This window comes from Rhodococcus aetherivorans (genome assembly GCF_011058165.1).
Lineage (GTDB): Bacteria > Actinomycetota > Actinomycetes > Mycobacteriales > Mycobacteriaceae > Rhodococcus > Rhodococcus aetherivorans.
Genome location: NZ_JAALEG010000020.1, coordinates 1 through 19877 on the forward strand (window position 1 = coordinate 1; position 19877 = coordinate 19877).

Below are 19877 nucleotides of genomic sequence, written 5' to 3' on the forward strand. Positions count from 1 at the left end.
ATTCGTCGGCAGCGTCAGCTGTGTATAAGAGACAGGTCCGAACCCGGCCGCGATGCCGCAGCGTGCTGCGCGTCCCGGCCCGACCGGTCGTCCCGGCCGTCCCGGCGCGCCCGGCGGACGTCCGGCCGGCGCTGGTGGCGGCGGCGGTTACCGCGGTGGCGGTGGCGGTGCTCCCGGCGCCGGTGCCGGTGCCGGTGCCGCCGGTGGTTTCCGCGGTCGTCCCGGTGGCGGTGGCGGTGGCGCCGGCCGTGGTGGCCGCGGCGGAACCGCGGGTGCCTTCGGTCGTCCCGGTGGCGCTCCGCGCCGTGGCCGCAAGTCGAAGCGGCAGAAGCGGCAGGAATACGATTCGATGCAGGCACCGTCGGTCGGTGGTGTGCGGCTGCCGCGCGGCAACGGCGAGACCATCCGTCTCGCCCGTGGCGCGTCGCTGTCCGACTTCGCGGAGAAGATCGACGCGAACCCGTCGGCCCTGGTCCAGGCGCTGTTCAACCTCGGTGAGATGGTCACGGCCACTCAGTCGGTGAACGACGAGACCCTCGAGCTGCTCGGCTCGGAGATGAACTACAACGTTCAGGTCGTCAGCCCCGAGGACGAGGACCGCGAGCTGCTCGAGTCGTTCGACATCACCTACGGCGAGGACGAGGGCACCGAGGAAGACCTCGTGCAGCGTCCGCCGGTGGTGACCGTCATGGGTCACGTCGACCACGGCAAGACCCGCCTGCTCGACACGATCCGCAAGGCCAACGTCCGCGAGGGCGAGGCCGGCGGCATCACCCAGCACATCGGCGCCTACCAGGTGATGACCCACCTCAACGGCGAAGACCGGCTGATCACCTTCATCGACACCCCGGGTCACGAGGCGTTCACCGCCATGCGTGCCCGCGGCGCGAAGTCGACCGACATCGCGATCCTCGTGGTCGCGGCCGACGACGGCGTCATGCCGCAGACGGTGGAGGCGATCAACCACGCGCAGGCTGCGGACGTGCCGATCGTGGTCGCGGTGAACAAGATCGACAAGGAGGGTGCGAACCCCCAGAAGATCCGCCAGCAGCTCACCGAGTACGGACTGGTCACCGAGGAGTACGGCGGCGACACCATGTTCGTCGACATCTCGGCGAAGCAGGGCCTGAACATCGACCAGCTGCTCGAGGCCGTGCTGCTCACCGCGGACGCGTCCCTCGACCTGCGGGCCAACCCGGACATGGAGGCGCAGGGCGTCGCGATCGAGGCGCACCTCGACCGCGGCCGCGGCCCCGTGGCCACCGTCCTGGTCCAGCGCGGCACGCTGCGCGTGGGCGACTCGATCGTCGCGGGCGACGCGTACGGCCGTGTCCGCCGAATGGTGGACGAGCACGGCGACGACGTCCTCGAGGCGTTCCCGTCGCGTCCGGTCCAGGTCATCGGCTTCACGTCGGTGCCCGGCGCCGGTGACAACCTCGTCGTCGTCGAGGAGGACCGCATCGCACGGCAGATCGCGGACCGCCGCAATGCGCGCAAGCGCAACGCGCTGGCCGCCAAGAGCCGCAAGCGGATCAGCCTCGAGGACCTCGATGCCGCGCTCAAGGAGCACAACGAGCTCAACCTCATCCTCAAGGGCGACAACGCCGGTACGGTCGAAGCCCTCGAGGAGGCCCTCATGGGCATCGAGGTCGGCGACGAGGTGCGCCTGCGGGTCATCGACCGCGGTGTCGGTGGTGTCACCGAGACCAACGTCAACCTGGCCGCCGCGTCGAACGCCGTGATCATCGGCTTCAACGTCCGCGCCGAGGGCAAGGCCACCGAGCTCGCCAACCGCGAGGGCGTCGACATCCGCTACTACTCGATCATCTACCAGGCGATCGACGAGGTGGAGAAGGCCCTCAAGGGCATGCTCAAGCCGATCTACGAGGAGGTCGAGCTCGGCCGCGCCGAGATCCGGGCGATCTTCAAGTCGTCCAAGGTCGGCAACATCGCGGGCTGCATGGTCCAGTCGGGTGTCGTCAAGCGCAATGCGAAGGCCCGTCTGCTCCGCGACAACAACGTGGTCGCCGAGACGGTCACCATCTCGTCGCTGCGGCGCGAGAAGGACGATGTGACCGAGGTGCGGGAAGGCTTCGAGTGCGGTCTGACGGTCACCTACTCCGACATCAAGATCGGTGACGTGATCGAGGCGTACGAGCTGCGCGAGAAGCCGCGCGACTGACGCAGCCGGACACAACCGACGGCCTCGTCGGCGGCGGTGGGCGAGATGATCGCCCGCCGCCGTCGGCGTGCCGGAGGACCGGCACCGGACGACACCGGAGGGTGGATGTATCTCGGGGCACTGGAACTGGACGTCCTGCTCGGTGACGTGCGCTCGCTCAAGCAGAAGCGGTCCGTGATCCGGCCCGTCCTCGCCGAGCTGCGGCGGATGGCGGTCAGCGCCGCCGAGACCGGCGACCAGGACCTCTACCGTCGCGCCGAGATCGGCGTGGCGGTGGCCGCATCGGCGGTGCCCTATCTCAACGAGGTGCTCGACACGTGCGAGCGGCTCGTCGCCGGCCGCCCGGAGTTGCAGCTGCTCTCCGTGCGGCGAAGAATTTTCGGTCCGGAGGACTGACCGGACCGGTGGAACAAACATGTGGTCGCCGCCGGCGGCCGGGGAGAGGAACCGACTGACATGGCCGATCCAGCACGGGCACGTCGACTGGCCAAGCGCATCGCCACGATCGTCGCCACGGCCATCGATCACGAGATCAAGGATCCGCGGCTGGCGTTCGTCACCGTGACCGATGCGAAGGTCACCGCAGATCTGCACGACGCCACCGTCTACTACACGGTCCGCGGCGAGGACCTGGACACCGAACCCGACCTGGCCGCGGCCGCCGCAGGCCTGGAGAAGGCCAAGGGCGTGCTGCGCTCGAAGGTCGGGGCGGGCACCGGGGTGCGGTTCACCCCCACCCTGACCTTCGTCACCGACACCGTGCCGGACACCGCCCGGCACATGGAGGAACTCCTCGAACGGGCACGGGCCGCCGACGAGGAACTCGCCAAGGCCCGCGAGGGCGCCGCTCCCGCCGGCGAGCCGGATCCCTACAAGGAACCACGGGTGCGTCCCGACGACGGTGACGACCTGTAGCGCACCGATGGCCGAGTCGATCCAGGCCGCCACGGCGGTCGATCTGCGCGACGCCGTCGCGCTCCTCGAGGACGCCACCTCGGTGACGATCCTCTGCCACGTCCAGCCCGACGCCGACACCTTCGCCAGCGGCCTGGCACTCGGCACGGTGCTCGAGCGGCGCGGCATTCCGGTGCAGGTGGCGTTCGCGTCGCCGGCCGCCGTCCCGGCGTCGATGCGCGACCTGCCCGGCGGGCACCTGCGGGTGCCCGCCGGGCAGGTGCGCCGCGAGGTCGACCTGCTCGTCACCGTGGACTGCGGCACGGCCGGCCGGCTCGGGCATCTCGCGGACCGGCTGGCAGGCGCGAAGCACACCCTGGTGATCGACCACCACCGCTCCAACACCCGGTTCGGCACCCACAATCTGATCGACGAGGCCGCCGAATCCACCACCGCCGTGCTCGCCGAGCTGTTCGACGAGTGGGGCGTGGAGATCGACGCGGACCTCGCCCACTGCCTGTACGCGGGGCTGGTCACCGACACCGGCTCGTTCCGGTGGGGACGCGCCGGGGGACACCGTCTGGCCGAGCGCCTGCTGGCCACCGGCATCGACGGGGCCGCCATCACGCGACGGCTCCTCGACACGCACCCCTTCGGGTGGCTGCCGATGCTGTCGCGGGTGCTCGCGTCGGCGACGCTCGTTCCCGACGCCGCCGGCGGACGCGGACTCGTCCACGCGACGGTGCTGCGCGCCGATTCGGCGCACCTCGGCGCCGAGGAGGTCGAAAGCGTCATCGACATCGTCCGGACCACCGCCGAAGCGGAGGTCGCCGCCGTGTTCAAGGAGTGCGGCCCGGACGTGTGGACGGTATCGCTGCGCTCGAAGAACGCCGTCGACGTCTCCGTCGCCGCCACCGCCCTCGGCGGAGGTGGGCATCGGTTCGCATCCGGATACACCGCGTACGGCGACCGCGACCGGGTCGTCACGGCGCTGCGCGCGGCCCTGGACTGACGGTGCCGGCGCCGCAACCGCGGGACACCGCCGGCCCGGAACCGGACGCGCCCCCGCACGTCGTCCCCGAGGCCACCGCCCGGCGCATCCTCGGGCTCGCGGTGCCGGCCCTCGGGGTGCTCGCCGCCGAGCCGCTGTACCTCCTGTTCGACATCGCCGTCGTCGGCCGGCTCGGCGCGCTCGCGCTCGCGGGCCTCGCCATCGGCGGCCTCGTCCTCGCCCAGGTCAGCACCCAGCTGACCTTCCTGTCCTACGGGACCACGGCCCGCGCCGCCCGCCTCCACGGCGCCGGCCGGCGTGACGCCGCCGTCGCCGAGGGTGTGCAGGCCACCTGGCTCGCGCTCGGTGTCGGCACCGCGATCCTGCTCGTCGGGCAGGTACTGGCGGAACCGGTGGCCGCGCTGATCGCCGGGGACCCGGAGATCGCCGACGCCGCAGTGTCGTGGCTGCGGGTCGCCCTGTTCGGCGCACCGCTGATCCTCGTCGGGCTCGCCGGCAACGGCTGGATGCGAGGCGTGCAGGACACCGCCCGCCCGCTGCGGTACGTGCTCGCCGGGCTCGCGCTCTCGGCGGTGCTGTGCCCGGTGCTCGTGCACGGCCTGCTCGGCGCCCCCCGCTGGGAACTCGCCGGTTCCGCCGTCGCCAACGTCGCCGGACAGGGTGTCTCCGCGGCCCTGTTCGTCGGGGCACTGCTCCGGGCCGGTGTGCCGCTGCGGCCTCGTCGCGCGGTGATCGTGGCGCAGTTGCGCCTCGGCCGCGATCTGATCGCCCGCAGCCTCGCCTTCCAGGCGTGCTTCCTGTCCGCGGCCGCGGTGGCGGCCCGCTTCGGTGCCGCGGCCGTCGCGGCGCACCAGGTGGTGCTGCAGCTGTGGAACTTCGTCGCGCTCACCCTCGACTCGCTCGCCGTCGCCGCGCAGGCCCTGGTGGGTGCGGCGCTCGGGGCGGGGGCCCGGTCCGGCGCGAAGCGCCTGGCCTGGCGGATCACCGCCTGGTCCACGGTGTTCGCCGCCGGCCTGGCCCTGGCGTTCCTGCTCGGCGGCGACGTGATCCCGGCGCTGTTCACCGACGACCCGGCGGTCCTCGAGCAGATCGACGTCGCCTGGTGGTTCTTCGTCGCGCTCATGCCCGCCGCCGGAGTGGTGTTCGCGCTCGACGGGGTGCTGCTCGGCGCCGGTGACGCCGCCTTCCTGCGCACCGCCACGCTCGCGTCCGCGCTGTTCGGCTTCCTGCCCGTCGTCTGGTGCTCGCTGGTGTGGGGCTGGGGGCTCGCGGGTATCTGGACGGGGCTTACGGTGTTCATCGTGTTCCGCATGGCGGCCGTGGTCTGGCGGACCCGGTCGGGGCGGTGGGCCGTCGCCGGTGCGGACCGGCAGATCCGGCGCGAGACGGTACGGGACGAGACAGAAGGGCAGGACCGGTGACGGGGAAACTCTGGGCGGTCAGCGACATCCACGTCGGGCATCGAGGCAATCGCCCCGTCACCGAGGATCTGCACCCCGAATCCCCGGACGACTGGTTGATCGTCGCCGGCGACGTCGCCGAGAAGTCCGACGACATCCGCTGGGCGCTGTCGCTGCTGCGCAGCCGTTTCGCCAAGGTGATCTGGGTTCCCGGCAACCACGAGCTGTGGACCACCGCCAAGGACCCGGTGCAGATGCACGGCGCCGCCCGGTACGACTACCTCGTGACGATGTGCCGCGAACTCGACGTGCTCACCCCGGAGGACCCGTATCCCGTGTGGCACGGGGAGGGCGGGCCGGTGACGCTCGTGCCGATGTTCCTGCTCTACGACTACTCGTTCCTGCCCGAGGGCACCACGACGAAGGCCGAGGGCCTGGCGCTCGCCCGCGAACGCAACGTCGTCGCCACCGACGAGTTCCTCCTCTCACCCGACCCGTACGTCACCCGCGACGTGTGGTGCCGCGTGCGGCTCGACGACACCCGCAAGCGCCTCGACGCCCTCGACCCGGCGCTGCCGACGGTGCTGATCAACCACTTCCCACTGGTCCGCGAACCCACCCGGATGCTGTTCTACCCGGAGTTCTCCCTCTGGTGTGGCACCACCGAGACCGCCGATTGGCACCTGCGCTACCGCGCGTTGTGCGCCGTGTACGGACACCTGCACATCCCGCGCACCACGTACTACGACGGCGTCCGCTTCGAGGAGGTCTCCCTCGGCTACCCACGGGAATGGCAGCGCCGGGGTCTGCCCGAGCCGCTGCTGCGCCAGATCCTGCCGGTGCCGGAGTATCCGCCGGGATCGCTGAACAAGTGGGGCGGGCACTTCCGGGTGACCCCCGAGATGGAAGCCGAAGTCGAGAAGATGCGCGCTGAGCGCGCTGCACAGAACACGCGCACTGGGGAGCTGCGATGACCGACCCGACGACCTCGACCCGCACCGGGCTGATCACCCGGATCCTGCCCGACGGCATCGCCGCCGCGGAGTTGTTCGAGGACCCGCCCGGCCTGCGACCGCACCCGCAGGAGGAGGCGCTCGTCGCCCGTGCGGTGGACAAGCGGCGACGGGAGTTCGCGGGGGCGCGGCACTGCGCGCGGCTCGCCATGCGGCAGCTCGGGATGGAGCCCGGGCCGGTGCTCAAGGGCGACAAGGGGGCGCCCGTATGGCCGCGGGGAGTCGTCGGCAGCCTCACCCACTGCGACGGTTACCGCGGCGCCGTCCTGGCCTACGCGCTGCAGGTGCGGTCGCTGGGGATCGACGCGGAGCCGCACGGTCCCCTGCCCGACGGGGTGCTCGAGGCGGTGTCCCTGCCGCAGGAGCGCACCTGGCTCGCCGGCACCGAGCCGAGCCTGCACTGGGACCGCCTGCTCTTCTGCGCGAAGGAGGCCACCTACAAGGCGTGGTTCCCGCTCACCGGGCGCTGGCTGGGCTTCGAGGACGCCCACATCACGTTCGAGCGCGACGGCGCGGCCGCCGTACCGAGCGCGGCCGCGTCGGGCACGTTCCGTTCCGACCTGCTCGTACCCGGCGACACCCGCGACGGTGCGCCGCTGTCGGCGTTCGACGGGCGGTGGTTGATCGCCGACGGGCTGGTGCTCACCGCGATCGTCGTGCACTGACACCGGGGCCGCCGCGGCAGGTGGCAGAATCGGGCCCCGTGTCTGCCTCCGAGAACCCCGCCCTCGCCCGTGCCGGCCTGCTCGTCGTCGACAAGGACCCGGGTATGACCAGCCACGACGTGGTGGCCCGCTGCCGGCGGCTGCTCGGCACCCGCAAGGTCGGTCATGCCGGCACCCTCGACCCGATGGCGACGGGCGTGCTCGTGCTCGGGGTGGAGCGCGCGACGAAGATGCTGGGCCTGCTCGCCCTCACCACCAAGGCGTATTCGGCGACGATCCGGCTCGGGCAGAGCACCGTCACCGACGACGCCGAGGGTGAGGTGCTCGCGACCACCGACGCCTCCGCCGTCGCGGACGAGGCGATCGCGGCGGCCGTTGCCGCGCTCACGGGGGAGATCTCCCAGGTGCCTGCCAGCGTCAGCGCGATCAAGATCGACGGCAAGCGCGCCTACGCCCGGATGCGCGAGGGGGAGACCGTCGAGCTCGCGGCCCGGCCGGTCACGGTCTCGCGGTTCGAGGTGCTGTCCCGGCGGACCACCTCGGACGGGTTCGTCGATCTCGACGTCGAGGTGGAGTGCTCGTCCGGCACCTACATCCGGGCGCTGGCCCGGGATCTGGGGGCCGCCCTGGGCGTCGGCGCGCACCTGACGGCGCTGCGGCGCACCCGGGTCGGCCCGTTCGGGCTCGAGCACGCCCGCACGCTCGCCCAGCTCGAGGAGAGCCCGACCGTGAGCCTGGACATCGATGCAGCCGTCCGCACCGCGTTCCCGTGCCGCGACGTCACCGCGGCGGAGGCGGAACTGCTGGCGAACGGCCGGTGGCTGGATCCGGTGGGGATTCCCGGCGTGTACGCGGCGATCGACCCGTCCGGCCGGGCCGCGGCGCTGCTGCAGGAGAAGGGCAAGCGGGCCTCGGCAGTGTTCGTCGTGCGCCCGGCCACCATGTAGCGGTGTGTCCTTCGGGCTGCTCCCGCCGCCCGAAGGACACACCGGAGGCGCGGCCGCCTACACCAGCCAGATCGCGTCGGCCGCGGGATGCCCGAGGTCGACCGTCGTGCCGCCGTCGCCGCCGATGCGGACCGAGACGGTGCCCGCGAAGTCGCGGCGTTCGACGACCCGGATGTCGGTGTCGAGGGCTATGCCCACGTCGTCGAAGTAGCGCAGCATCGCCGGGTCCGCGTCCGAGATGCGGGCGACGCGGCCGTGCTCGCCGTCGACGAACGCGCTGAGCTGCCGGGCCGGGGGAGTGGGGATCGTGCCGTCGTCCGCCGGAATCGGGTCGCCGTGCGGGTCCCGCTCGGGATGGCCGAGCTTGGCGTCGATGGCGGCGACGAGCCGGTCGGAGACGGCGTGCTCGAGGACCTCGGCCTCGTCGTGCACCTCGTCCCAGCCGTAGCCGAGTTCCTGGACCAGATACGTCTCGAGCAGACGGTGCTTGCGGACCATGGCCACGGCGGCGGCGCGCCCGGAGTCCGTGAGGGAGATCGCGCCGTAGCGGGCGTGGTCGACGAGGCCCTGATCGGCGAGCTTGCGGACGGCCTCGGAGACGGTCGACGCCGACACTCCGAGCTTCTCCGCGAGCAGCTTCGTCGAGACCTTCTCCCCCGACCATTCCCGCACGGTCCAGATGATCTTGAGGTAGTCCTGCGCGACCGGCGTCAGCGTGTCCGCCGTCGCCACCTCGGTCGTCCCGCTTCTCTCGCCCACGGGGACAGCTTAGGCAAGTCTCACCGCGGATTCATCCGCGTCGCGCAGCCGTGCCCGCCGCCGCAGCGCCCCGGTGATCAGTCCCTGGTGCGGCGAGAAGAGGTAGGCCACCGTGAACACGACGGCCTGCGCCAGGACGACGACACCGCCGGTGGAGGCGTCGGTGTAGTAGCTGACGTACACCCCGGCCGCCGATGTCAGCGCGGCCAGGGTGGGGGCGAGCACCAGCATCCGCGACAGCCGTTCGGTGAGCAGGTACGCCGTCGCACCGGGGATGATCAGCATCGCCACGACGAGGATCACCCCGACGGCCTGGATGGCGGCGACGATGGTGACCGCGAGGAGAGCGAGCAACAGGGCGGACAGCCGGGCCGGGGAGATCCCGAGGGCGTGGGCCTGCCCCCGGTCGAACGCGAACAGGGTCAGGTCGCGGCGCTTGGCGATCAGCACGACGAGCACCGCCACCGCGAGGGCGGTGACCTGCCACATGTCCTCGGTGGCCAGGCCCAGCAGGTTGCCGAAGAGCACGTGGTGCAGGTCCACCTGGCTCGGGTTCTTGGAGATCAGGACGACGCCGAGGGCGAACAGCGTCGTGAACACCACGCCGATCGCGGCGTCCTCCTTGACCTTGGTGGTGCTGCGCACGAGCCCGATCAGGGCGACGGCGGCCCCGGCGAACAGCAACGCGCCCAGGGCGAACGGTGCCCCCACCAGGTAGGCCAGCACCACCCCCGGCAGCACGGCGTGGGAGACGGCGTCGCCCATCAGCGACCAGCCGATGAGGACGAGCCAGCAGCTGAGCAGGGCACACACGACCGTGGCGGCCACCGCGACGACGAGCGCACGCTGCATGAAGCCGTACTGCAGCGGTTCGACGATCAGTTCGACGAGGTTCACCGCGCCTCCTGGGGAACGTAAGGGGTCGGCACCAGCGGGTCGACGCCGAAGGCGCGGGCGAGGTTCTCCGGCCGGAGCACCTCCTCCGGGGCGCCGTGCACGAGGATGCGACGCTGCAGCAGCGCGGCCTCGTCGCACAGCGTCGACAGCCCGGCGAGGTCGTGGGTGGCGACGAGGATCGTGTGCCCGGAGCCGGCGAGGTCCCGGATCACGCCGGTCAGCGCCGCCTCGGTGCGCTTGTCCACCCCGGCGAACGGCTCGTCGAGCAGCAACAGGGGAGCGCCCTGGGCGATGGCGCGGGCGACGAAGACCCGCTTGCGCTGACCGCCCGAGAGCTGCCCGATCTGCCGCTGCTCGTAGCCGGCCATGTCGACGCGTTCGAGCGCGGCCCGGACCGCGGCGTGGTCGGCAGGCCGCGGCCGGCGCAGCCAGTTCTGGTGGCCGTAGCGGCCCGTCATCACGACTTCGCCCACGCTGATGGGGAAGTCCCAGTCGACGGCCTCGCTCTGCGGCACGTACGCGACGGCTCCGGCCTTGCGGGCGGTGACGGTGTCGGCGCCGCCGATGGACACGGTGCCGGCGCTCGGCCGCACGATGCCCATGATCGCCTTGAAGAGGGTCGACTTGCCCGAGCCGTTGGTGCCGACGAGCCCGCACACCCGGCCGGTGGCGAGGGTCAGGTCGACGCCGTCGAGCGCGGTGACGGTGCGGTAGTGCACGCTCAGGCGGGAGACGGCCAGTGCGGGGGCGGGTGTCGCGGTCATGGGCGCAGCCCTTCGGTGATGGTGCGGACGTCGTGCCGGAGCAGCTCGAGGTAGGTCGGCACGGGGCCGTCCGGCTCGGAGAGCGAGTCGACGTACAGGGTTCCGCCGAACCGGGCACCGGTGTCCTCGGCGACCTGCCGCTGGGCCTTGTCCGAGACGGTGGACTCACAGAACACGGCGGGCACGGCGTTGGCCCGGACGAAGTCGACCGTACGGGCGATCTGCTGGGGGGTGCCCTGCTGGTCGGCGTTGACCGCCCACAGGTACGCCTCGCTCAGGCCGGCGTCGCGGGCCAGGTAGCTGAAGGCGCCCTCGCAGGTGACCAGCGCTCGGTGATTCGGCGGCAGCACGGCCAGGTCGGCGACGAGCTGTTCGTGCACCGCCTGCAGTTCGGCGCGGTACGCCGCGGCGTTGGCGGCGTAGTCGGAGGCGTGCTCGGGGTCGAGCTCGGCGAACGCGGCGGCGATGTTGTCGACGTACGTCTGGGCCGCCAACGGGGACATCCACGCGTGCGGGTTGTGCCGCCCCGCGTAGGCGTCCTCGCCGATCGGCAGCGGCGGCACGCCCTCGCTGAGGACGGCGTGGGCGGCGTCGGTGTCGGCGAGGAACTGTTCGAACCAGCGCTCGAGGCCCAGGCCGTTGTCGAGGACGAGGTCGGCCCGGGTGGCGTAGCGCAGGTCGCCCGGGGTGGGCTCGTAGCCGTGGACCTCGGCACCGACCTTGGTGATCGACTCGACCCGCAGGTGTTCCCCGGCGACGTTGCGGGCCATGTCCGCGAGCACCGTGAAGGTGGTCAGCACCAGGGGGCGGTCGTCGTCGGAACTCTGCGCCGAGCTGCAGCCCGCCAGGATCGCCGTGGCCGCGAACGCCACGGCGATTTTGCGGAGTCCAACGAAAATGTTCGGCATACCGAAATTATGGCGGTGTGCCGTCGGCGTTGTCCATGCGACGCCCCGGGCGAGCCGGAGATGACCGTCCGGCCGCCGGGTCGTAGGCTGCGCTTGTGCAGAGATGGCGAGGTCTCGACGAAATTCCCGCGGATTGGGGTCGTTGTGTCCTGACGATCGGGGTGTTCGACGGTGTGCACCGCGGGCACCAGCAGCTGATCGCGCGGGCAGTGAAGTCGGCGAAGGAACGCGGCACAGCCAGCGTCCTGATGACGTTCGACCCGCACCCGATGGAGGTCGTGCGGCCGGGCAGTCACCCGGCGCAGCTCACGACCCTCGCGCGGCGGGCAGAACTGGCCGAGGAGCTCGGCATCGACGTCTTCTGCGTCATGCCGTTCACCCCCGAGTTCATGAAGCTGTCCCCGGAGCGGTACGCCCACGAGATCCTCGTCGAGCGGCTCCACGTCGCCGAGGTCGTCGTGGGCGAGAACTTCACCTTCGGCAAGAAGGCCGCCGGCAACGTCGACCTGCTGCGCACCATCGGCGAGCGCTTCGGCTTCGCCGTTCAGGGCCTGACCTTGCTCAGCGAACATGCGGTGACGTTCTCCTCCACCTACATCCGCTCGTGCGTCGACGCCGGCGACGTCGCCGCCGCGGCCGACGCGCTGGGCCGCCCGCACCGCGTCGAGGGCGTCGTGGTGCACGGGGACGGCCGCGGCCGCGATCTCGGCTTCCCCACCGCGAACGTCGCGCCGCCCATGTACTCGGCCATCCCCGCGGACGGCGTCTACGCCTGCTGGTTCACCGTCCTCGGCCCGGGCACCGGGGGGCTCGGCACCGTCACGCCGGGGGAGCGGTACCTCGCGGCGGTGTCGGTGGGCACCAATCCGACCTTCTCCGGGCGCACCCGCACCGTGGAGGCGTTCGTCCTCGACGAGGAGGCCGACCTGTACGGCCAGCACGTCGCGGTCGACTTCGTCGAGCGGCTGCGCGGCATGGAGCGGTTCGAATCGGTGGAGGCGCTCATCTCGGCGATGCACCGCGACGCCGAGCGGGCCCGCGAGGTGCTCGAGCGCACTCGCGGCTAGGGCCGTTCCGGTCCGGGCCCCGCCCGGATCGGGGACAATTCCCGGTGTGTCGATACGTCAGTGGCGACACGCGCGCCTGACCTGGGCGGACGCCGCGAACTATCACGAGTCGAAATCGGACCGGCCGACCGACTGGTCCGCCTTCGTCGTGTTCGACGAGCGGGACGGTGCGATCCGCGGCCCCGAGGACGCGTCCGCTCACCTGCGCTCCCGGGCGCATCTGCTGACCGTGCTGGACCGGCGGATCGTCGAGGCGCCCGGCCGGCTGGACTATCCGTACTGGGTGCGGGCGCAGCTGCCGCCCGAGGAGCGCATCGAGTACCACGAGTGGGCCGGCGGCTCGTTCACCGCGTGCATCGACGCCATCGCCGACCTGTGCGCGGACCCGCTGGACGTCCGGCGGCGCGCGTGGTGCCTGCACGTCTTCGTCGCGGTGTCCGACCCGGACGATCCGGGCGCGACCGTGACGGTCGTCGTGCTGCAGGTCAGTCACGCCGTGATGGCAGGCTCGGCGCTGCCCGCCTTCCTCGGCGCGCTGTTCGGCGCGGACGGGCAACCGCTGCGCGTTCCCGGCCTGCCGCCGGCCGCGGCGCGACCGCAGCACGTCGCCGCAGCGGTCTCGGGTGTGGCGCGCTTCGCCCGCTGGTACCTGCGGCTCGGCTACCTGACGCTCGGCGCGGTCCTGGTGCGGCGCGCGGCGTCGGCGCGGTCCGCGGACGCCCCGACGGTCCCGTCCCCGGCGGCGCGGCCCGCAGCGGTGCTCGCCGGGGCGCCCGGCCCCGACCGGGTGATCCGGATCGTGCGGCCCGACCTGGGCAGTCTCGTCGGCCGGACCTACACCGTGACGGCCATGGGCCTGGCGGCGGTGTCCCTCGCGATGCAGCGTTACTTCGGCGAGCGCGGCCGGCCCGTCGTGGGCGCCCACGTCGCGGTTCCGGTCGCGGTCGGCGCGGCCGGTGCCGCGCTGGGCGTCAATCGGCTGACCGCCGCGATCGTTCCGTTGTGTACCGAGGTCGCCGATCCCCGCGACCGGGTGGCGGCCGTGGCCGACGCGCTCGCCGGCGAACGGCGGGTCGCGACGTCCCCCGAGGTGCTGCACCGCCTCGCGGGTGCGGGCGCGGTGCCGTATCCGCTGTACCGCCGGGCGGCGGACCGGCGCGACCGTGCGGCGGCGGCGGGCGGGTTCGCGGCACCCGCCGAGACCGCGGTCACCAGTGTCGACTGTGGCGCCGACACCGGCTGGACCTACCACGGCGGAACGTTCCGTTTCGTCGCGGGCATCCAGTCCCTCCGCCCGGGGATGGGTCTGGTGCACTCCTTCAGCCGGGCCGGCGAAGCGTTCGCCGTCACGGTCATGAGCTCGCCGCTGCTGATGCCGGATCTCGATCGGTACGCGACCCTCCTCGAGGAGGCGTTCGCCGAGGTGATCGAAGCCACCGGAGGCCGCCGATCCGGCACCGGATCCCGCGGCTGAGGGTGGCCGGGGCCGGCACCTGCCCCTCTGGTACGCTCATCCGCTGGTGTGTGCTGCGGTTCGCGGTGGCCGCACCGACGGGCATCGGCCCGTTCCACGAAGCGCGCGGACGTCATCGATCAGGAGTATCCCAGTGGCATTGACCACCGAGCAGAAGAAGCAGATCCTCGGCGAGTACGGCCTCCACGAGACCGACACCGGATCGCCCGAGGCGCAGGTCGCGATGCTCACCAAGCGCATCCAGGACCTGACCGAGCACCTGAAGCAGCACAAGCACGACCACCACTCCCGCCGCGGCCTGCTGCTGCTGGTCGGTCGTCGTCGCCGGCTGCTCAAGTACGTCGAGAAGGTCGACGTCAACCGCTACCGTTCGCTGATCCAGCGTCTGGGTCTGCGCCGATAGGAGCGCGGCGAAGCGACGACGCGATCTGCGTTCGCTGATCTTTCCGATAGCCAACGAGGCAATGCTTAGACTGAGCCTCGTTGGCTATCGGTGTTTGGCCGCTGCGCGGCCGGAGGTGGGTGACGTGCCCACCGGACACCGGCAGCGGCACCCGCGGACGGCGACACCGCCCGCGGAACCGTATGCACCGACGGTGTCGGTCTTCGGTAGTGACCTTCCGGACCCGGTCCGGACGGTTTCGATCGACGACCGCCTCCGCACGCTCGGCCCGTGAGACGCGGGCACGGGCGATCGGTGCGCAGCCGCAGCCACGAGGGTTGTGGCGCCCGCGCGGGTACGGCGAAGACGAGAGGGAAGAGAAGAGTAGAGATGACCAGCAATTCAGCAGTCGAGGTCGACGAGGGCGTGTTCGAGTCCGTCGCAGTCCTCGACAACGGGTCCTTCGGCACCCGCCAGATTCGTTTCGAGACCGGCCGCCTCGCCCAGCAGGCCGCCGGCTCCGTCGTCGCGTACCTCGACGACGAGACCATGCTGCTGTCGGCGACGAGCGCCAGCAAGCAGCCCAAGGAGCACTTCGACTTCTTCCCGCTGACGGTGGACGTCGAGGAGCGCATGTACGCCGCGGGCCGCATCCCCGGCTCGTTCTTCCGTCGCGAGGGCCGGCCCTCCACCGACGCGATCCTGACCTGTCGCCTCATCGACCGGCCGCTGCGCCCGTCCTTCGTCGACGGCCTGCGCAACGAGATCCAGGTCGTGGTGACGGTGCTCAGCCTGAACCCGAACGACCTGTACGACGTCGTCGCGATCAACGCCGCGTCGGCGTCCACCCAGATCGCCGGCCTGCCGTTCTCCGGCCCGGTCGGCGGCGTGCGGGTCGCGCTGATCACCTCCGAGGAGAACAAGACCGGCCAGTGGGTCGCGTTCCCGACGGTCGAGCAGCTCGAGAACGCCGTGTTCGACATGGTGGTCGCGGGTCGCATCGTGGGTGGCGGCGACAACCCCGACACCGCCGACGTCGCGATCATGATGGTCGAGGCCGAGGCCACCGAGAACGTCGTCGAGCTGGTCGCCGGCGGTGCGCAGGCGCCGACCGAGACCGTCGTCGCCGAGGGTCTCGAGGCCGCCAAGCCGTTCATCGCGCGGCTGTGCGTCGCCCAGCAGCAGCTTGCCGCCGCGGCCGCGAAGCCTACCGGTGACTTCCCGCTGTTCCCGGCCTACGAAGCCGACGTGTACGAGGCCGTCGAGGCCGCCGCGTCGACCAAGCTGGCCGAGGCGCTGACCATCGCCGGCAAGCAGGAGCGCGACGAGCGGACCGACGAGGTCAAGGTCGAGGTCCTCGAGCAGGTCGCCCCCAACTTCGAGGGCCGTGAGAAGGAGATCGGCGCGGCGTTCCGCTCGCTCACCAAGAAGCTGGTCCGCCAGCGGATCCTGCGGGACAAGTTCCGCATCGACGGCCGCGGCATCACGGACATCCGCGCCCTGTCCGCCGAGGTCGCGATCGTGCCCCGGGCCCACGGCTCGGCGCTGTTCGAGCGTGGCGAGACCCAGATCATGGGTGTCACCACGCTGGACATGGTGAAGATGGCGCAGCAGATCGATTCGCTCGGTCCCGAGACCAGCAAGCGGTACATGCACCACTACAACTTCCCGCCGTACTCCACCGGTGAGACCGGCCGCGTCGGCTCGCCGAAGCGCCGCGAGATCGGCCACGGCGCCCTCGCCGAGCGGGCCCTGATCCCGGTCCTGCCCAGCCAGGAGGAGTTCCCCTACGCGATCCGTCAGGTCTCCGAGGCGCTCAGCTCGAACGGCTCCACCTCGATGGGCTCGGTGTGTGCCTCGACGCTGTCGCTGCTCAACGCCGGTGTGCCGCTCAAGGCCCCGGTCGCGGGCATCGCGATGGGCCTGGTCTCCGACGAGGTCGACGGTGAGACCCGCTACGTCGCGCTGACCGACATCCTCGGCGCCGAGGACGCGTTCGGTGACATGGACTTCAAGGTGGCCGGCACGAAGGATTTCGTCACCGCGCTGCAGCTCGACACCAAGCTCGACGGGATCCCGTCGCAGGTGCTCGCCGGGGCGCTGTCGCAGGCGCACGACGCCCGCGCCACCATCCTCGAGGTGATGGCCGAGGCCATCGAGACCCCGGACGAGATGAGCCCGTTCGCGCCCCGGATCACCACCATCAAGGTGCCGGTCGACAAGATCGGCGAGGTCATCGGCCCCAAGGGCAAGATGATCAACTCGATCACCGAGGAGACCGGCGCGAACATCTCCATCGAGGACGACGGCACGGTGTACGTCGGTGCCGCCGACGGCCCGTCCGCGCAGGCCGCGATCGACAAGATCAACGCCATCGCGAACCCGCAACTTCCGAAGGTGGGCGAGCGCTTCCTGGGCACCGTGGTCAAGACCACGGCGTTCGGCGCGTTCGTCTCGCTGCTGCCGGGCCGCGACGGCCTGGTGCACATCAGCAAGCTCGGCAACGGCAAGCGCATCGCCAAGGTCGAGGACGTCGTCAACGTGGGCTCGAAGATCCGCGTGGAGATCGCCGACATCGACAACCGGGGCAAGATCAGCCTGGTGCCGGTGCCCGACGAGGACACCGCCGACGCTTCGGGCGAGACACCCGCGGCTCCGGCCGAGTCCGGCGACATCGCCGAGAGCTGACACTCGGCCTCCGACCGCCCGCGTCTCCGTCTGTCCTTCGGGTGGACGGGGCGCGGGCGGTCGCGCGTCCTCCCGCCGGTGCGGCGCGTGCTACGGCCCCCCTGGTGTCGTCCGGGTGCCGGCGCCCGACAACAGTCCGAGTTCCCGCGCCCGCACCACCGCCTGGCGGCGACTCGTGGCACCGAACTTGCGGTACAGAGACTTCAAATGTGCCTTGACGGTGTTCACGGACACGAAGAGCTCGTCGGCGATCTCGGCATTGCTCATCATGGTGGGCAGGAGCAGGAGGACAGCCCGTTCGCGATTGGTCAACGGCTCGAGCAGTTGCGGAGCCTCGGATCGGTCGGCAGTCCCGCCCAGCTTGCCGACCAGCATCGAGACGAATTCGTGGTGGGCGTCGTCGACGCGGTTGTGTCGTTCCAGCAGTGCTCGGACCCGGTCACCGGCCAGTAGAAACGGCCGTGCGATTCCTTCGGGTGCGGACACCGCGAGGGCATGTGCCAGGGCAACCTCGGCTTCGCCCTCCCCGCGTAGCCGGTCGTGTGCGAGTGCGGCCAGCAGCCAGGCATCGACGGTGGGCCCGTTGTCGATCGGCGCTCCCCCGAGCAGCGGTGCCACCAGTTCCAGGCATCGGCGCGGTTCGTCCGTCGCCAGGTACGACCGCGCCAGAAGGACCATACGGTGCGCACCGGGGCGCGCGAGGTCCGGTGGTCCCTTTTCGGCGGACAGCAGCGCCGCAACCTCGTGGGCCCGTCCTTCGGCCAGCAGAATCTCTGCCTCGACGAGTTCGTACCACTCGGCAAGGAAGCGCGGGATGACCCAGTCGGACATGCGCTGCCGCAACTGCCCCAGGTGCGCCCGTGCCGCCGGCGGGTTGTCCGCCGAGAGAGCGAGCCGTGCCTGTACGAGCCCGAAGCTGGTTTCGGTGTAGCGGTCGCGGAACTCGCCCAGGCTCGTGTGTCCCCGCTCAACCGCAACCGAACAGGCCTCGATGTCCGCCTCGAGCAGGCGGATCATGGACTCGGCCAGCAGCACCGTGGCCGACGGCGGCAGGAAGGTCCATCCCAGCTCGTCGGCGACGGCCAGCCCGAGATCGACCTCTCTGCGTGCCGCCCGCAACCGGCCGGCCATCGCCATGAGCACGGCTGTGTTGCCGTGCAGATGCAGCGCGAGTACCGGAGTCATCGCCGACCTGGCGGCCAGCGCCGATATCGTGGACGCGAGCATCGCCTCGGCGGCGTCGAGTTCTCCGGACCACAGCTTTCCCATCGCGAGGACGGTGCCGGCGGCGATCCGGTACACGGGCGCGGCCGGCATGTCCGCCGGTGAGACCCCCTCGAGTTGTCGGATCGCTTCTCGTGCGGCACCGACCTGCCGCGACGGATCTGCCTTCATCCAGGCGAGCACCGCATCGAGAGTGACAAGGACCGTCTCGGTGAGCCGCGCGTCGGCGGGCGGGAGAGGATCGAGCAACTCGCGGGCGCGGGCCATGTGGGTGGCGACGCCGACCGGATCGTACTCCGCATACGCGGCGACCGCGGCGGCCGCCGCCACCTCGGCATGCCCCCCGACCAGGTCGGCGGGTGCGTCCCGCAGCAGTGCCACCAGCGCCGGACGTTCCGGACCCAGGATCTCTGCTCCCGCCGCTCGCAGGACGAATCGGGCAAGTCCGAGCCAGTCCTCGGCGGCGCGCAGGTGGCGCGCCGCCTCGAGGAGTTCGCCGTGGTCTGCGAACCACCGGGCGGCACGCCGGTGCAACACGCGGCGGCGCTCGGGATCCTGGGTCTTGAGGCGGTGTCGCAGCAGGTCTCCGAATAGTTGGTGATAGCGGTACCACGCCCGCCGGTGGTTCAACGCGACGACGAACAGGTTGTCCCGTTCGAGCCGGACCAGAAACTGCTGGCCGTCAGTACGCCCGGTCAGGGCGTCGGCCAGTTCGGCGGAAATCCGTCCTACGACGCACGTGTCGAGCAGGAACCGGCGCAGTGCCGGATCCTGGTTGGCCAGCACCTCTTCCGCGAAGTAGTCGGCGACCGACCGTTCGTCCCCCGCAAGTGCCTCCACGGTGGCCTCCACATCGTTCGAGGTCCGGAGCGACAGGGCCGCGAGCCGCAGGCCGGCCGCCCATCCCTCGGTCTTGGCGAGGAGGGTCTGCATCTGAGCGGGTTCGAGGATGACATCGTGGTCGGCCAGAAGCTGTTTCGCCTCGGCGGCATCGAACCGCAACGCTTCCGAACGGATCTCGGTCAGCTGACCGCTCAGGCGGAGTCGTTGCAGTGGCAACGCCGGATCGCTGCGAGTGGCGATCACCAGTCGCACGTTGCCGAGCCCCCTGCGGACGGCCGCCGCGAGCGACTGCACGGCCGGCGTCCCGGCGAGCAGATGCATGTCGTCCAGCACCAGGACGACGGGATGGGGAAGGCGGCCACACGCATCGGCGAACACGGAGACGAACCGGGGGTCGAAACTGGGTGGGACCCGCATCGTCGCCAGCAACGAACCGGCGGGGAACCCGCCGACGGCGCGGAGCGAGTCCAGGACCCGGCTCCAGAACTGCGTCGGTTCGGCGTCCTCACATTCCACCGAGAGCCATGCCACAGGCCCGGGGTGTGACGCTGCCCAGGATGCCAGCAACAGCGTCTTGCCCGACCCGGCCGGCGCCGACACGAGCACGGTGCCGGCGTTCACCCCGTCTTCGAGGATGCGTTCGAGACGCGCGCGCCGCACCACCCGGCCGGGAAGCCGAGGCACGAGGGAGCGCACCATCGACAACGTGGGAGCATACTCGTCCTGCGTGCCGGCCGGTGGCCCCGTCATGGGGCGAG

The 19877-nt window shown here is 71.3% G+C and carries 17 protein-coding genes; 12 read left to right on the forward strand and 5 right to left on the reverse strand.

Annotated features, from left to right (window positions below):
• Positions 1–349: 349 nt before the first annotated feature.
• The 8 genes from infB (at position 350) to truB (ending at position 8113) form a co-directional block, all read left to right on the forward strand.
• Positions 350–2182 carry a translation initiation factor IF-2 gene (gene infB, locus G6039_RS10725; protein ID WP_029543283.1) on the forward strand — a complete coding sequence of 611 codons (1833 nt, stop codon included), beginning with the start codon at positions 350–352 and terminating at the stop codon, positions 2180–2182.
• Positions 2183–2287: 105 nt separating this feature from the next.
• Entirely contained in the window at positions 2288–2578 is a 291-nt protein-coding gene (locus G6039_RS10730; protein WP_029543284.1) for a DUF503 domain-containing protein, read from the forward strand.
• A gap of 60 nt (positions 2579–2638) precedes the next feature.
• The gene (gene rbfA, locus G6039_RS10735) at positions 2639–3097 is read left to right on the forward strand and encodes a 30S ribosome-binding factor RbfA (protein WP_029543285.1); all 459 of its coding nucleotides are present in this window, start codon (positions 2639–2641) and stop codon (positions 3095–3097) included.
• A 7-nt stretch (positions 3098–3104) separates the two neighbouring features.
• On the forward strand, positions 3105–4088 hold the full coding sequence (locus G6039_RS10740) for a DHH family phosphoesterase (RefSeq protein ID WP_037200813.1): 984 nt from the start codon (positions 3105–3107) through the stop codon (positions 4086–4088).
• 2 nt (positions 4089–4090) lie between these two features.
• Positions 4091–5509: an MATE family efflux transporter gene (locus G6039_RS10745; protein WP_029543288.1), complete on the forward strand. Its 1419-nt coding sequence runs from the start codon at positions 4091–4093 to the stop codon at positions 5507–5509.
• Entirely contained in the window at positions 5506–6462 is a 957-nt protein-coding gene (locus G6039_RS10750) for a metallophosphoesterase family protein (RefSeq protein WP_006948334.1), read from the forward strand. The genes G6039_RS10745 and G6039_RS10750 overlap by 4 nt, the downstream gene beginning before the upstream one ends.
• A complete protein-coding gene (npt, locus tag G6039_RS10755) occupies positions 6459–7166 on the forward strand; it encodes a 4'-phosphopantetheinyl transferase Npt (RefSeq protein ID WP_037200816.1) in 708 nt (235 codons plus the stop codon). The genes G6039_RS10750 and npt overlap by 4 nt, the downstream gene beginning before the upstream one ends.
• A gap of 38 nt (positions 7167–7204) precedes the next feature.
• The gene (gene truB / locus G6039_RS10760; RefSeq protein WP_029543293.1) at positions 7205–8113 is read left to right on the forward strand and encodes a tRNA pseudouridine(55) synthase TruB; all 909 of its coding nucleotides are present in this window, start codon (positions 7205–7207) and stop codon (positions 8111–8113) included.
• Positions 8114–8170: 57 nt separating this feature from the next.
• Here the strand turns inward: truB and G6039_RS10765 are convergent, their stop codons facing one another.
• The 4 genes from G6039_RS10765 to G6039_RS10780 are packed head-to-tail and all read right to left on the reverse strand — an operon-like array spanning position 8171 to position 11441.
• Positions 8171–8845 carry a metal-dependent transcriptional regulator gene (locus G6039_RS10765; protein ID WP_029543295.1) on the reverse strand — a complete coding sequence of 225 codons (675 nt, stop codon included), beginning with the start codon at positions 8843–8845 and terminating at the stop codon, positions 8171–8173.
• Positions 8846–8881: 36 nt separating this feature from the next.
• On the reverse strand, positions 8882–9769 hold the full coding sequence (locus tag G6039_RS10770; protein WP_043798236.1) for a metal ABC transporter permease: 888 nt from the start codon (positions 9767–9769) through the stop codon (positions 8882–8884).
• The gene (locus tag G6039_RS10775; RefSeq protein WP_043798232.1) at positions 9766–10533 is read right to left on the reverse strand and encodes a metal ABC transporter ATP-binding protein; all 768 of its coding nucleotides are present in this window, start codon (positions 10531–10533) and stop codon (positions 9766–9768) included. The genes G6039_RS10770 and G6039_RS10775 overlap by 4 nt, the downstream gene beginning before the upstream one ends.
• The gene (locus G6039_RS10780) at positions 10530–11441 is read right to left on the reverse strand and encodes a metal ABC transporter substrate-binding protein (protein ID WP_006948318.1); all 912 of its coding nucleotides are present in this window, start codon (positions 11439–11441) and stop codon (positions 10530–10532) included. The genes G6039_RS10775 and G6039_RS10780 overlap by 4 nt, the downstream gene beginning before the upstream one ends.
• Before the next feature lie 95 nt (positions 11442–11536).
• Here G6039_RS10780 and G6039_RS10785 point away from each other — a divergent pair, with 95 nt between their 5' ends.
• From G6039_RS10785 to G6039_RS10800, 4 genes are all read left to right on the forward strand, one after another.
• Positions 11537–12508, forward strand: a complete 972-nt coding sequence (locus tag G6039_RS10785; protein ID WP_006948316.1) for a bifunctional riboflavin kinase/FAD synthetase — start codon at positions 11537–11539, stop codon at positions 12506–12508.
• A gap of 46 nt (positions 12509–12554) precedes the next feature.
• Positions 12555–13982, forward strand: coding sequence for a wax ester/triacylglycerol synthase domain-containing protein (locus G6039_RS10790; protein ID WP_006948315.1), 1428 nt, complete (start codon positions 12555–12557; stop codon positions 13980–13982).
• Positions 13983–14115: 133 nt separating this feature from the next.
• A complete protein-coding gene (gene rpsO / locus G6039_RS10795) occupies positions 14116–14385 on the forward strand; it encodes a 30S ribosomal protein S15 (protein ID WP_003935677.1) in 270 nt (89 codons plus the stop codon).
• Positions 14386–14754: 369 nt separating this feature from the next.
• Positions 14755–17052 (forward strand): polyribonucleotide nucleotidyltransferase, encoded by a 2298-nt coding sequence (locus G6039_RS10800; RefSeq protein WP_043798228.1) that lies wholly within the window; start codon positions 14755–14757, stop codon positions 17050–17052.
• A 90-nt stretch (positions 17053–17142) separates the two neighbouring features.
• On the opposite strand, the gene G6039_RS10805 is transcribed toward G6039_RS10800, so the two are convergent.
• The gene (locus G6039_RS10805; protein WP_043798225.1) at positions 17143–19869 is read right to left on the reverse strand and encodes a winged helix-turn-helix domain-containing protein; all 2727 of its coding nucleotides are present in this window, start codon (positions 19867–19869) and stop codon (positions 17143–17145) included.
• Between the last annotated feature and the right edge of the window lie 8 nt (positions 19870–19877).

Excerpts from the sequence above, each read along its gene's own strand:
- infB (WP_029543283.1), top strand. The coding sequence starts at position 350 with ATGCAGGCACCGTCGGTCGGTGGTGTGCGGCTGCCGCGCGGCAACGGC.
- G6039_RS10730 (WP_029543284.1), top strand. The coding sequence starts at position 2,288 with ATGTATCTCGGGGCACTGGAACTGGACGTCCTGCTCGGTGACGTGCGC.
- rbfA (WP_029543285.1), top strand. The coding sequence starts at position 2,639 with ATGGCCGATCCAGCACGGGCACGTCGACTGGCCAAGCGCATCGCCACG.
- G6039_RS10740 (WP_037200813.1), top strand. The coding sequence starts at position 3,105 with ATGGCCGAGTCGATCCAGGCCGCCACGGCGGTCGATCTGCGCGACGCC.
- npt (WP_037200816.1), top strand. The coding sequence starts at position 6,459 with ATGACCGACCCGACGACCTCGACCCGCACCGGGCTGATCACCCGGATC.
- G6039_RS10775 (WP_043798232.1), bottom strand. The coding sequence starts at position 10,533 with ATGACCGCGACACCCGCCCCCGCACTGGCCGTCTCCCGCCTGAGCGTG.
- G6039_RS10780 (WP_006948318.1), bottom strand. The coding sequence starts at position 11,441 with ATGCCGAACATTTTCGTTGGACTCCGCAAAATCGCCGTGGCGTTCGCG.
- G6039_RS10800 (WP_043798228.1), top strand. The coding sequence starts at position 14,755 with ATGACCAGCAATTCAGCAGTCGAGGTCGACGAGGGCGTGTTCGAGTCC.
- G6039_RS10805 (WP_043798225.1), bottom strand. The coding sequence starts at position 19,869 with ATGACGGGGCCACCGGCCGGCACGCAGGACGAGTATGCTCCCACGTTG.